This is a genomic window from Jejuia spongiicola (genome assembly GCF_023502325.1).
Taxonomy (GTDB): Bacteria; Bacteroidota; Bacteroidia; order Flavobacteriales; family Flavobacteriaceae; genus Wocania_A; species Wocania_A spongiicola.
In genome coordinates this window covers 292181-305520 of sequence record NZ_JAMFLZ010000001.1, presented here as the reverse complement: position 1 = coordinate 305520, position 13340 = coordinate 292181, and the positions used below count along the sequence as shown (strand labels likewise).

15 protein-coding genes are annotated in these 13340 nt (G+C 31.9%); 6 read left to right on the top strand and 9 right to left on the bottom strand.

All coding sequences use genetic code 11. The annotated features are described in order from the left end of the window. Nucleotide 1: 1 nt before the first annotated feature. Complete coding sequence (locus tag M3P09_RS01410) at nucleotides 2-724, bottom strand: YceI family protein (protein ID WP_249971755.1); 723 nt, start codon at nucleotides 722-724, stop codon at nucleotides 2-4. A gap of 21 nt (nucleotides 725-745) precedes the next feature. On the opposite strand from M3P09_RS01410, the gene M3P09_RS01405 reads away from it, so the two are divergent. Continuing rightward, complete coding sequence (locus M3P09_RS01405; RefSeq protein WP_249971754.1) at nucleotides 746-1603, top strand: winged helix-turn-helix domain-containing protein; 858 nt, start codon at nucleotides 746-748, stop codon at nucleotides 1601-1603. Between the two features lies 1 nt (nucleotide 1604). After that, a complete protein-coding gene (locus tag M3P09_RS01400; RefSeq protein WP_249971753.1) occupies nucleotides 1605-2366 on the top strand; it encodes a HEAT repeat domain-containing protein in 762 nt (253 codons plus the stop codon). A gap of 1 nt (nucleotide 2367) precedes the next feature. Here M3P09_RS01400 and M3P09_RS01395 read toward each other — a convergent pair whose 3' ends face one another. Both M3P09_RS01395 and M3P09_RS01390 read right to left on the bottom strand, forming a co-directional pair. Next, nucleotides 2368-3621 carry an MFS transporter gene (locus M3P09_RS01395; RefSeq protein WP_249971752.1) on the bottom strand — a complete coding sequence of 418 codons (1254 nt, stop codon included), beginning with the start codon at nucleotides 3619-3621 and terminating at the stop codon, nucleotides 2368-2370. After that, the gene (locus M3P09_RS01390; RefSeq protein ID WP_099564993.1) at nucleotides 3621-4403 is read right to left on the bottom strand and encodes a TerB family tellurite resistance protein; all 783 of its coding nucleotides are present in this window, start codon (nucleotides 4401-4403) and stop codon (nucleotides 3621-3623) included. Before M3P09_RS01390 ends, M3P09_RS01395 begins: the two co-directional genes overlap by 1 nt. Nucleotides 4404-4648: 245 nt before the next feature. Between M3P09_RS01390 and M3P09_RS01385 the strand changes: the two genes are divergently transcribed. Then, a complete protein-coding gene (locus M3P09_RS01385) occupies nucleotides 4649-5059 on the top strand; it encodes a BrxA/BrxB family bacilliredoxin (RefSeq protein ID WP_249971751.1) in 411 nt (136 codons plus the stop codon). Nucleotides 5060-5182: 123 nt separating this feature from the next. Here the strand turns inward: M3P09_RS01385 and lysM are convergent, their stop codons facing one another. Then, the gene (gene lysM, locus M3P09_RS01380) at nucleotides 5183-5668 is read right to left on the bottom strand and encodes a peptidoglycan-binding protein LysM (protein ID WP_099564995.1); all 486 of its coding nucleotides are present in this window, start codon (nucleotides 5666-5668) and stop codon (nucleotides 5183-5185) included. Nucleotides 5669-5870: 202 nt separating this feature from the next. Beyond that, nucleotides 5871-6806 carry a nicotinic acid mononucleotide adenyltransferase gene (locus M3P09_RS01375; protein ID WP_249971750.1) on the bottom strand — a complete coding sequence of 312 codons (936 nt, stop codon included), beginning with the start codon at nucleotides 6804-6806 and terminating at the stop codon, nucleotides 5871-5873. 132 nt (nucleotides 6807-6938) lie between these two features. Here M3P09_RS01375 and M3P09_RS01370 point away from each other — a divergent pair, with 132 nt between their 5' ends. Next, complete coding sequence (locus tag M3P09_RS01370; protein WP_249971749.1) at nucleotides 6939-7940, top strand: NAD(P)H-dependent glycerol-3-phosphate dehydrogenase; 1002 nt, start codon at nucleotides 6939-6941, stop codon at nucleotides 7938-7940. A 26-nt stretch (nucleotides 7941-7966) separates the two neighbouring features. Here M3P09_RS01370 and M3P09_RS01365 read toward each other — a convergent pair whose 3' ends face one another. Further along, the gene (locus M3P09_RS01365; protein ID WP_249971748.1) at nucleotides 7967-8362 is read right to left on the bottom strand and encodes a hypothetical protein; all 396 of its coding nucleotides are present in this window, start codon (nucleotides 8360-8362) and stop codon (nucleotides 7967-7969) included. Between the two features lie 72 nt (nucleotides 8363-8434). Here M3P09_RS01365 and M3P09_RS01360 point away from each other — a divergent pair, with 72 nt between their 5' ends. After that, the gene (locus M3P09_RS01360; protein WP_249971747.1) at nucleotides 8435-10795 is read left to right on the top strand and encodes a S9 family peptidase; all 2361 of its coding nucleotides are present in this window, start codon (nucleotides 8435-8437) and stop codon (nucleotides 10793-10795) included. Nucleotides 10796-10852: 57 nt separating this feature from the next. On the opposite strand, the gene pheS is transcribed toward M3P09_RS01360, so the two are convergent. Beyond that, on the bottom strand, nucleotides 10853-11872 hold the full coding sequence (gene pheS, locus M3P09_RS01355) for a phenylalanine--tRNA ligase subunit alpha (protein ID WP_099564999.1): 1020 nt from the start codon (nucleotides 11870-11872) through the stop codon (nucleotides 10853-10855). Between the two features lie 145 nt (nucleotides 11873-12017). Further along, nucleotides 12018-12374, bottom strand: coding sequence for a hypothetical protein (locus tag M3P09_RS01350; RefSeq protein ID WP_249971746.1), 357 nt, complete (start codon nucleotides 12372-12374; stop codon nucleotides 12018-12020). 73 nt (nucleotides 12375-12447) lie between these two features. On the opposite strand from M3P09_RS01350, the gene M3P09_RS01345 reads away from it, so the two are divergent. Beyond that, on the top strand, nucleotides 12448-12966 hold the full coding sequence (locus M3P09_RS01345) for a CvpA family protein (RefSeq protein WP_249971745.1): 519 nt from the start codon (nucleotides 12448-12450) through the stop codon (nucleotides 12964-12966). Here M3P09_RS01345 and M3P09_RS01340 read toward each other — a convergent pair. Then, the gene (locus tag M3P09_RS01340; protein WP_099565002.1) at nucleotides 12963-13319 is read right to left on the bottom strand and encodes a DUF6686 family protein; all 357 of its coding nucleotides are present in this window, start codon (nucleotides 13317-13319) and stop codon (nucleotides 12963-12965) included. The two genes, M3P09_RS01345 and M3P09_RS01340, sit on opposite strands and share 4 nt — an antisense overlap. Nucleotides 13320-13340: the final 21 nt, after the last annotated feature.

Sequence of the window (13340 nt, the reverse complement as noted above, 5' to 3'; positions counted from 1 at the left end):
CTTAACATTTATCTTCCCCAAAAAACACAATAACATCAAACTCAATAGCATCAGAAATCGCATAATCTTTTACTTTAACTACTCCTTTAGCTCCATAAAGAATATTCCAATCTGTTCTATCTATCTTAAATTTAGCTTCTAGTTTTGTGCTATCTGAATTTAACTTAGCTTCAAACAAAACAGGTTTCGTAATTCCTTTTATACTAAGGTTTGCATGCATTTTTAATTGACCGTTATTCTGATACTCAACCCGAGTTATTACCAATTTTGATGTTGGATATTTTTTAACATTAAAAAAATCTTCGTCTTTTAAGTGTTTTACCAAATCTTCACTATAATCACCATCTGTATTAATTAGTGAAGTCATATCTACAGTAAAATTTCCTCCAGTAATTTTATCATTTGTTTTAATAATTTTACCGTCTTTAAAATTAACCGTACCATGATGCCCGCCAAAACTAAAAAGCATTGATCCTTTCCAATTTACAATACTCGCCTTGGTGTTGATTAATACTTCTTGCTGACTAAAACTAACTATTGAACAAAATAGAAATAATAAAGTTGTTGCTTTTTTCATCTGTTTATATTTTCCTGTAAAACTAGATGCATTACATTCCTTTTTTGTAAAAAAAATGTAAAAGAAGTGTAAAACAGGTGCAAAAAGTTGAAAATTTTCATCTGTTTGTTTTATTGTTTTTAAATTGCCAGATGTAACTTTATACAATTAACTGTTTTTAACATCTCCATGAAAAAATCTCTTTTTCTTTTATTTACAGTATTATTTTTCACATTGATTGGCTGTACAGATAATGTACCTCAGAATCATTTTTCTGAAACGGTAAAAGTCGCTTTAAGAGATGTTGGTAATAAATTAATGTTAGCTAGTAACGATTCTACATCTTTAATACTTCCTATTATTAAAACCGGCGATAACCTCTACGAAATTTCTTTTCAAAACACCTTATCAATTGCTCCAGATAGTCTAGTAGCCTTTACTAAGCAAAGTTTAAATGCTGCTAAATTACCTAAGCGCTATATTGTTGAAGTTATTAATTGTGAAAATGAAGAAGTCTCATATAGTTATCAAATTACTGGCTTAACTGAGAATGATATTATTCCGTGTTTAGAAAGGAAGCTCCCTAACGATTGTTACACTATTAAGGTGCTTTTTCTAGAAAACGAAACATTTTCAATTTTTAAAAACCCTCTTTTTATTTTTCTATTGATACTTGTTATTCTTGGAAGGTTTTGGTGGTTACAAAAGATGAAGAAATTTAATAAGACAGATACTTCTAACAACAATTTACCCTATTCAAAGATTGGACATTATCGATTTTATAAAGACCAAAATAAACTAACAAAAGAAAGTGTTGAAATAAAACTATCAGTTAAAGAATGTGAATTAATGACTATACTTAGCGCGAATCAAAATCAAGTTGTGAAACGCGAAGTTCTAGTAAAAGAAATCTGGGAAGATAATGGGGTTTTTGTAGATAGAAGCTTAGACACTTTTATATCTAAACTTAGAAAAAAATTTAAAGATGATGCTAGCATAAACATCATTAATATTCATGGTGTTGGATATAAACTTGAAGTAAATTAATATGACATTTTACGATTTATCAAAAGAAGAACGTCTTGTTTTAGTTGAAAAAATAAATCAAGAGATTCAAAATGATTTGTCTTCTGGTAAAACAGAAAACATTACCGCATATTTTTCTGACGATGATACTTATATTCGGAAAACTGGATATTTAGCCTTCGGGGGAATTTTTTATGATAAACCAGAACTACAACAACATATTCTTTCAACTTTAAAAAGCTTATTAAAATCTGACACTGATAAAGTAAGGCAAACTGTTGTGAATGCTGCTGGCGAAATTGGTAAATTTCATTTTAATAAGGTGCAGCACTTTTTTGATGTTGGCTTATTTGATAAGCACCACTCGGTTAGAAACGCAGTGATTGGTTCGGTTAAAAAAATGGGTGAGCGTAATTCTATTACTGTTTTAGCTTGGGCGAAAACCTATTTAAAACATCCAGACAAAGAAGTACGAAGAGAAATTTGCCATGGAATTGAGTTACGCGGGCGAACGCACCCTCAAGATATTTTGCCTTTATTAAAAACTTTAGAATTTGATGAAACTAAACGCGTATCGGATACTTTAATTCACGTTATAGGACAAATAGCATATAAGAAAGGTTGTTTAAAAACCGTAGTTGCACATCTTAATACATGGAAAAACAAACCTCTTGTTGAAAAAGCTTTAGACGAAATTATTAATGTACACAACCGTTATAAAAAGTTTGCTGTTTTAACCCAACAGGAAGCTATTGATTATATTGATGGGAGTTATGGGCGATAAGTTAATCTTGATACAAAAAATCTTCAGCTTCTTTAGATAGGTAAACTCTGTCTTCTTTTTTATAAATTAAAAATAAAATATAAGCCAGAACTCCTAATACTAAAAGAATAAAAACACTAACTAAAAAAATAGCATTAAACCCTATTTCACTGCTATATTCTCCTATTATTCCTGAAACTTTATAAAATAACATTGAAGGAATTGTTACTAAAGACAATACAATAGCTAAATATTTAGGATTACTAAATCTAGTAGTAATTGAATATAAAATTGGTGAGATAAGCATTTCTCCAAATGAAAGTAAAAAAGCAGAACATATAAATATCGTTAAACTTAATGAATTTGGGGTTTCAGGAATGAATAGTAGCATTATAAAAGACAATGCCGAAACTATCAACCCTAAAAAAATCTTGAAAAATGAGTTTGTATAAATATAAGACCAGACCAAAGCTAAAATCGAGATAATAACTATTCCAAAATAGGAGTTAAGCCCCGCATTTAAATAGGCTTTGGGAATAATATCTGTTTCATCAAAAACTTTTTCTTGAATAGTATATATTCCAAAGTAAGTAATCTCATAAACCATCCAAAAAATAGCAGATATAATTATAACTGAAAGAATATATAATATTTTTTTATTCAATACTATGCTTTTATAATTAGATAATGAAGCATCTTGATTCTCATTAGTAAATAACACAAAAATTGTGGCAATAATAGTTAACACACCAGCAGCTATAAATCCATAATTAAAATCTAAATCAGCGATATAGCCTAAAGCAATAATACCTAAAAATGAACCAAAATTAATTGCTACATGCAATGACGTAAAACCTGCATCTAATAGCTTTGGTTTGCTTAAATATTGCTTTCCAAATTGAGCATTAATATTAGAAGTGAATAAACCAGAGCCAAAAACTATTAATCCTAAGCCAATATATAAAGAAGTAAGAGATTGAACGAATAATACAAAACAACCTAAAGTTTGTAAAACACCACCAACTATAATAGTGGTTCTGTTTCCAAATAATAGATCTCCCAAAAGCGCTCCTAAAATTTTCCCCACAATGATAAACATTGCAAACCACCCATAAATTGCTAATGCTTCTTGGTTAGACATTTTTAATGTCTCTCCAACCATGTAAAGAACAATGACAGCTCTCACTCCATAATATGAAGCTCTTTCAAAACAATATGCCAAAGCATAAATTAAAGCTGGTTTTGAGTGTAATATGTTATTAGAAATTTTTATCATTAAAACCTTCGTTCCTTTTGCAACTGCTCATAAGCTGCCTGAACCTGCCTGAATTTTTCTTCGGCGCCTTTTTGATGTTCCTTACCTAAGTGAATCACTTTATCTGGATGGTATTTTTTTGCCATTTTTCGGTAGGCTTTTTTAATCTCGTCGTTTGTAGCGCTTTTATCAATTTCTAAAATTTTATACGCATTTTCCTGACTGTTATAAAACATAGCTTTTATACTCTCGTAATCTTTCGAGCTAATACCTAAATAACCAGCTATGGTATAAATTTGTTTTACCTCATCGTCAGTCACAAAACCATCGGCTTTAGCTATACCAAAAAGAAAGTGCATGAGCTGCAAACGTGATGGATGGTCCATCATTTGCTTGATTTGTAAACACACTTGACGTGTAGAAATATTATTTTGCTTGTTTATATTTTTAAATAGTTTAAAGGCATGGTTTGCACGTACTTTACCATACATATTCAAAAATTGTTGGCGTACAAAATCTAATTCGCGTTGGTCTTGTTTGCCATCGGCCTTTATAACAATAGATGCTAGGATAAGTAAACTTACCTCAAAATCGCCTGATTGTGTTTGAGGGCGTTGCCTTGGTTGTGTTCTGTAAGTGGTTCTTCTTTGTCTGCGTTGTGGGTTACCTTGATTTAAAAAAGGGCTATTCTTGCCATCTGCCATAGCATCTACTATACTACCTAGTGCTAAACCTATTATGGCACCAATAGGGCCACCAAACGACCAGCCTAATGAGGCTCCTATCCATTTTGAAAAACTCATGTAATTATTAATTTTATTTATCGTCAAATATACTATTGTTAGTTGAGTTTTGCATGATTTTGTTACAGTTGTACTGCGTTAAGGATAGAACGGTATGTTTGAGCTCTTTTTGTTTTTTCAAAAAAGCGAGTAGTGATAGCCTGCCCTTATAACGCCATAAGCGTTTTAAGGGAACGCCCTAATAATTATTGCATGATTTTTGATTAACTTTGCACAGTATTAATTATAAAATAAAAATTTAAGATATGTATCCAGCAGAATTAGTAAAACCAATGCGCGAAGATTTAACCAATGTTGGTTTTGAAGAGTTACAAACTGCCGAGGCTGTTGATGCTGCTTTAGCAAAAGAAGGAACGACTTTAGTTGTTGTAAATTCGGTATGTGGTTGTGCAGCAGCAAATGCACGTCCTGGTGCTAGAATGAGTTTACAAAATGCCAAACGTCCTAATAATATAACAACTGTTTTTGCAGGTGTAGATAAAGAGGCTGTGGATAAAGCGAGAGAATACATGATTCCGTTTCCTCCAAGTTCTCCTTGTATGGCTTTGTTTAAAGATGGTGAATTAGTGCACATGTTAGAGCGCCACCACATTGAAGGTAGACCAGCAGAATTAATTGCTGAAAACTTAGTTGACGCATATAATGATCATTGCTAAGAAAGTATAGTTTATCGTAATAGAAACTAAATGATAAACAGTTTCTCACGTTTTACTCAAAATAAAAATTAGAAAAGCCAACTTTTTAAGTTGGCTTTTTACATATAAAGTAGGTGCTTTTAACTAGTCTAAAGCTGGTATACGTAATACCTGCCCTGGGTAGATTTTATCTGGATCTGTAAGCATTGGCTTATTTGCTTCAAAAATTACTGGGTATTTCATTGCATTACCATAATAATTTTTAGCTATTTTACCTAAAGTGTCTCCACTAGCTACAGTATGAAATTGAGCTTCAGGTTCTACATGTTCAACAGTCATTTGATCATCTACAGTTGCAATTCCGTTAGAGTTACCTACTACTAAAACTACTTTTTCTTTTGTAGCTTGATCGTAAGCCATTCCTGTAATTGTTGCAACATCATCATCAATATGAACATTTAAGCCTTCAACTTGTAATTGTAAATCGTTAATTGTTTCTTCTAGTTTTCTTGCAGCAGCTTCTTCTAATTTAAGCTCTGCAGCAGCAGCTTCAGCAGCTTCTTCTGCATCTGTTTTTCCTATTCCAAATACTTTAGCTCCTGCGTTTTTAATGAATGAAAATAATCCCATCTTTGTTTTGTTTTTTAAGTGTTACTAAATTAATTTTTGTAAGGGTTTAAATAAGTTATTTAATCGATACATGGTTTTAGACACAAGAATAATTGATTAGTCACATTTTTATATATGATAAGACAAATTAATACAAAAAAGAAACTGCCTAAAGCATATTGCTTTAGACAGTTTCTAAACTAAATAACCAACCAAATTTTTGTTAAACCCTAGTGTTTTCTCTTGGGTTGTCTACTTTATTTTTTCTATGCTTACGCGTTTCGTTTCTTTTAACTGATTCTTTCTTTTTTGCGTCACCATTTTTTAAGTATTGAATGTATCCTCTACCTTCAAATTCATATACTGTCTCAGATGTTGGGTGATACAATTCTATTGTTCCATCATCTATAACGCTCAATTCGAAATGTTCATTGTCAAAGAAATCATAATCTAATGTTAAAGTTTTAAGCTTTGTATCACCTGTAATATTCCCTACCCCATAAACACCTGTGTAATCCCAAACAAGATTGTTTACACTTGTTCCTGTTTCGTCTTGCGAGCTTCTAAAAGTATCATCATTCCCGCCTGCTAAAAACTGCAAATAGTTTTCGTTATCAAACTCATTTATCGCTCCAAACTCACTAGTATATGTTTTTTCCCAAGCTTCATATTCTTGTAAGAAATAATGAATATTATCATAGAACACAAAATCATAATCGAAATTACTACGTTGGTAGCCATCTAAAAAGTAAGATGTATCGTTATTTGGGTTGTAAAGCTCTATAGTATTATTATCTATTTGAAAAACATCAAAAGTTTCAAAACCATCTGCATCGTGTGTTACATCTAAAATCATATTATATGCATCGTAATCTGCTACTGCAATACCATAACCATTGCCGCTACTACCAATACCAACTAGGTTATTATTGGCATACATAACGCCATTTCTAAACGAAATAGTAAAGGCTTTTTGCAAAAATGGTGTTTCACCAAATCCACTTGTACTATTAATATCAACATACCACAACTCGTAAGAGCCTAGCAATTGGTTTATCGAGATTGTTGGCTCATCATCAATTATATTTGTTTCTACATAACAAGAAGTAAGCAATGTTGTAGTTAGAGCAAAGCTTAAGAGTAATTTTACAGTCTTCATAATCAAACATTTTTAGGGTTTCTTTTTATACAGATTCAAAACGCGTGCCAAAAAAGATTTCTTAATGTTTTGTTGACTTAACATTGATTAATATTTTACGTATTTTTGAAACTCAAATAATTTATGTTTTTTATGGACAAGCCTTTAAAATATGCGGTTTTTGGAGCAGGAAGTTGGGCAACAGCTATTGTAAAAATGCTTTGCGAAAATTTAGATGAAGTGGGGTGGTATATGCGAAGTGTTTACACTAAAGAGCATTTATTAAAAGAAAAACATAATCCAAATTATTTAAGCTCTGTTGAATTTCATTTAGAGCAGCTAAAAATAAGTAATAACATTAATGAAATTGCTGATTATGCCGATATTTTAATTTTTGTAATTCCTTCGGCTTTTATACACTCAGAATTAGAAAAATTAACTACTAATATTGAAAACAAAACCATTGTATCTGCTGTAAAAGGGATTATACCAGAAACAGGGTTGCTTGTTGGAGAACATTTTCATGATGCTTATAAAATTCCTTTTGATAATATTGCTGTAATTGCTGGCCCTTGCCACGCTGAAGAGGTTGCTTTAGAACGCTTATCTTACTTAACTATTTCTTGTGCCGATGCTAAAAAAGCACAACACATTGCAGATGCTTTATCGAGTCGTTATATAAAAACTAAAATTAGCGATGATATTATTGGTACTGAATATGCTGTTATGCTTAAAAACATTTATGCTATTGCAGCAGGAATTGCACATGGTTTAGGTTATGGAGACAACTTCCAAAGTGTACTGATGAGCAATGCCATTCGTGAAATGAAACGCTTTATTAAGAAAATGCATAAAATGAAACGCAATATTAATAATTCGGCTTACTTAGGCGATTTATTAGTTACTGGCTATTCGGTTTTTTCTAGAAATCGGATGTTTGGGAATATGATAGGTAAAGGCTATACTGTAAAATCTGCCCAAATGGAAATGAATATGGTTGCAGAAGGTTATTACGCCACTAAAAGTGCCTTTTTACTTAACGAAAAAAACATAAAAAAGACGCGTTTACCAATTATAAATGCTGTTCACGCCATTCTATACGAGAATAAAAACCCTAAAAAAGTGTTTAAAAAATTAACTGATAAGTTAGATTAACAATTCCTTTAAAAACAAGGAATACATTACTTCATTAAAACGCCTTTTGTTTCCATTAATGGAAGCTGTTGCATTGCTTTTACATTAATAGTATTTTCTCTAAATAAATACGTTTTATCAAACATCGTATTCCCTTCAAAAAAAGACACCTTAAATGTATTGTTTAAGGCAAATAATGGTTCTTGCATCAATTCAATCTTAGCATAACTCTTTTTAGGAAGCTTATCTAGTTTTTTTCTGAAAATAGATGTGGTTTTTTCTTTTGAATACCCACTAGTTACTATAATAACCATATCTAAATCAACTTCCTTATCATTGATTATATAAGCATTCCAATCTTGAGTTTTGTAAATATCATTATATTCATTTACAATAGCTATGTAAACGCCTTCTACTTTAGGAATTTGGATATCTTTTTTCATTTCGTACTTATGTTGAAAAGCTCTAAATTAGATGCAAAAATAAATCATTTGCGCTTTCAAAAACAAATTTAGATGAAACAATCAATTTTATGGGCACTATGCTTAACAGCTTCATTAGGTATTGCCCAAACTAACAATCAATCGCAACTTACTATTGACCAGATTATGCAGGGTGAGGGTTTTGTAGGCTACTTACCAACCAACATTAATTGGTCAGAAAACAGTAAAGACATTTATTTTAGTTGGAACCCCAATAATGATACGATTCGGTCTACATATAAAGTAAACATCAATTCGAAAAAGATTAGCAAACCTTCTTTTAATGAACTTAAAAAAAGATCTAATAATGGAGATTATTCCGAAGATTTTAAGTGGAAAGTATATGATAAAGGAGGCGATTTATTTTTAATGAATACTACAAACTATTCTACTAAACGTATTACAAATACTATTACTAGAGAATCAAACCCTCAATTTTCTGGTGATGAAAAATCCATCATTTATCAACAAGAGAATAATTTCTATAAGTGGGATATTGAAAGCGGAACTACTAAACAGCTTACCAATTTTAAAAGTGGGAATAAAAAGTCTGAACCCAAGGTTAGTAATCAAGAACAATGGTTAATTGATGATCAATTAAAGTACTTTAACATTCTAGAAAAACGTAAAAATGAAGATGAAGCTCAAGAGTACAGACAAAAGCAATTGGAATTTGAGCGCCCTAAAACAATTTATTATAATGATAAACAATTTTTCGGAGGAAGCATTTCTCCTGATTTAAACTATGTAGTATATCGTCTATTTACTCCTCCAAATAGCAAAAACACTATTGTTCCAGACTATACTACCGAGAGTGGTTACACAACAGATTTAAACGCAAGATCAAAAGTAGGAAGCCCACAATACTCATCTGAATCTTGGATTTTGAATTTAAAAACTGGCGACACCTATCAAATTAAAACAGATTCTATTGAAGGTGTTTTTGATAAATCTAAATTTTTAAAAGAGTATGCCGAAAATCAATCAGAATATAATGACACTTATAATACCGCAAGACCTGTAAGTGTTGGTGCTCCAATATTTTCAAATGATGGTAAAGCAGTTGTAAACATAACCTCTACTGACTATAAAGACAGATGGATTATGACTGTAAATCTCTCAGATGGAAGTTTAAAACTAATAGATAGGCAACATGATGATGCTTGGATTGGTGGTTCTGGAATAGGTTGGTTTTCAAGAGGTACTATTGGGTGGCTAGACGATAATAATATTTGGTTTAAATCTGAAAAAACAGGATATGCCCATTTGTATACTGCCAATGTTAACACTGGTAAAATTAAAGCCTTAACCAAAGGTAATTTTGAAATATTAGACACAAGTTTATCAAGGGATAAAAAAACATTTTACCTAACCAGCAACAAAGTGAGCCCGCATGAACAGCATTTCTATCATTTGCCTGCTAAGGGTGGAAAATTGACTAAAATCACGTCTTTAAAAGGAGGCCATCAGGTAACTATTTCTCCTGATGAAAAGCAGCTTGCCGTTAGATATTCTTATACCAATAAACCATGGGAGTTATATACCATGCCCAACAAAGCTGAGGCAAACCTAGTACAACTAACAACATCTACTACCGAAGCTTTTAAAGCTTATAAGTGGATGGATTCTGAAATAATAAACTTTACAGCAAGAGATGGTGCTAATGTTCCCGCTACACTATATAAACCCATCTCTGAAAAGAAAAATGGGGCAGCAGTTGTATTTGTTCATGGAGCAGGTTATTTACAAAATGTACATCGCTGGTGGCCATCATATTTTCGTGAATACATGTTTCATAATTTTTTAGTTGATAATGGCTATACTGTTTTGGCAATAGACTTTAGAGCTAGTGCTGGTTACGGACGTGATTGGCGAACCGCTATTTACAGGCATATGGGCGGAAAAGATTTGAATGACCAAATAGATGGAGCGAAATACTTAATTGAAAACCATAATATAGATAAAGACAGACTTGGTATTTATGGCGGCTCTTATGGTGGCTTTATTACGCTAATGGCTATGTTTAAATCTCCCGACACTTTTAAAAGCGGTGCAGCGTTACGGTCTGTAACAGATTGGGCTCATTACAATCATGGTTATACTGCCAATATTTTAAATACACCTTTTGAAGACCCAAAAGCATACAAACAAAGTTCTCCTATATATTTTGCTGAAGGATTAAAAGGGCATTTACTTATGTTACACGGAATGATAGATACTAATGTCCATTTTCAGGACGTAGTACGTTTGTCTCAGCGCTTAATTGAACTTAAAAAAGAAAACTGGGAACTTGCTGTATTCCCGTTAGAAGGTCATGGCTTTGTTGAAAGCTCAAGTTGGTCTGATGAATATAGACGTATTTACAAATTGTTTGAAGAGACGCTCAAAGACTAATTCTAGTGAAAAAAAAGCGTTATTTTTTGAATAACGCTTTTTTTATGATTTTATGATTTACAGCGCACTTTTAAACTGCTCTAAAAAACGTACGTCGTTTTCACTTAACAAACGAATATCACCTATTTGATGTAGTAACATAGCAATGCGGTCTATTCCCATACCAAATGCAAAACCTGAGTATTCTTTAGAATCTATACCACAGTTTTCTAATACATTTGGGTCTACCATACCACAACCCATAATTTCTAACCAACCTGTACCTTTGGTAATACGGTAATCTACCTCAGTTTCCAATCCCCAGTAAACATCAACCTCTGCACTAGGTTCTGTAAACGGGAAGTACGATGGGCGTAAACGTATTTTACTTTTCCCAAACATTTCGGTTGTAAAATATTGTAGCGTTTGCTTTAAGTCAGCAAAACTTACATCCTTATCTATATACAAACCTTCAACTTGATGGAAAAAACAGTGCGAACGCGCCGAAATAGCTTCGTTACGATACACACGTCCTGGTGAAATTGTACGAATAGGCGGTTTGTTGTTTTCCATATAGCGTACTTGCACAGAACTTGTATGGGTGCGCAGTAAAATATCTGGGTCAGTTTGAATAAAAAAAGTATCCTGCATATCGCGTGCCGGATGATATTCTGGCAAGTTTAAAGCGGTAAAATTATGCCAGTCATCTTCTATTTCTGGGCCTTCGCTTACATTAAAACCAATGCCTGAAAAAATATCTATAATCTGATTTTTTACTATTGAAATAGGATGGCGTGCTCCAATTTGGATAGGCTCGCCTGGGCGCGATAAATCTCCAAAAACACCTTTATCTTCTTCGTTGCTTTCTAACTCTTCCTTTAAAGTGTTTACTTTATCTTCGGCTGTTTTTTTAAGCTTATTTATGGTTTGACCAAATTCTTTTTTCTGATCGTTTGCTACATTTTTAAGTTCGCCGTAAAATTCCCTTAATAATCCTTTTGAACCTAGATACTTTATACGAAAAGCTTCTACTTCGTCTTTTGTTTGTGCTTTAAAAGTTTCTGCTTCAGCTATAAGTTCTTTTATCTTATCTATCATAACGTCATTTAAAAAATGAATGCAAATTTAATCAATTTATCGGGATTTGCGTTAAGGATTGTAGTGGCATCCTTTTGCTTTTTTGTAAAAGATATAACGGAAAGCCTGACTTTTTGTTTTTATCAAAAAGTAACGCCCAAATTATTTACACTATAAACTCGGTTTCTATAAAATAGTTTACAATGGCTTCTTTCATTAAAACACTCTGTTCTCCTGCCTTTAGATGTGGTAAAGTTTCTAATGCTTTATAGTGTGGCCAACCTTCGTCATCTACAAAATCGAGCTCGTAATACCCGTAAGGAATAAGCAGTTTGCATATGGCAATGTGCATTAAATCTAGTTTTTGGTCTTTTTTATAGGTTCTGTTTAATTGTCCTAGTTCTTGAACACCTATAAGATAAATAATAGCGTCGAGGTCTAAAATGTCTCCATCGGCAAATTGATTCGATAATTTTTTTACGACCAAATCCCATCTTTCTTTTAATTGTTCGTCTCTTGACATAATAATTTTAAAGTTGCAAAGTTAATAAACCTAAGTGTGACTATTATTTTATATTTGTTTAAATTGTTTAGTTATGAGTGTTATAGATATTGTTTTAGGTGCTTTAATTTTATTTGGACTTGTTCGAGGGTTTATGAAAGGCCTTTTTGTTGAAGTAGCTTCTTTAGTTGCTTTAGTTGCTGGTGTTTATGGTGCTATACACTTTAGTAATTTTGCTTCAGATTTTTTGCAAAGTAAAGTGGACTGGAATGAGAAAACTATTAATATTACAGCCTTTGCTATTACTTTTGTAATTATTGTTTTAGCTATTGCTCTTGCTGGAAAAGCATTAACCAAGCTTGCTAATTTTGCTGCACTTGGCATTATAAATAAATTTTTAGGAGGTGTTTTTGGTGCTTTAAAAATTGCTCTTATCTTAAGTGTAGTTTTAAATATTTTTGACAAAATAAACAGCACGATTACGTTTGTTGATGAAGAGAATATAGATGATACTGTACTTTATAAGCCTGTAAAATCTTTAATCCCTACAATTTTTCCAAATATATTAGCTCCTAAGGAAGAAAGCACCACCTCTGAAAACAATGATACTTAAGAAGTAATAAGCTTTTCTAGCAGTTCATTTAAATTAAGCTGAAAACATGTTCCGCTAACTAAATCGTCCATTTCTTTTAATTCGCTATAATTCATTGCAAAGCTTGTTTGTGTATTTGGGGCTTCTAACAATATAGATTTACACGAATTTTGATTGCTGCATTCATCACATTTTAAAGATTGATTTAATGACTTTTTTATGTTTTTAGAAAACTGAATTAATTCATTTGGGGTTAAGAACAATCCAGTATTTCTAAAAACAAGTTGGATTTTTTTTAAATCTTTAACAGCACATCTTTTCCATTGAAAAGCTATCCCAAAACTGTTATAATAAATGGTATATATATCTTCCATAATTTAAAAATATGCTGTTAT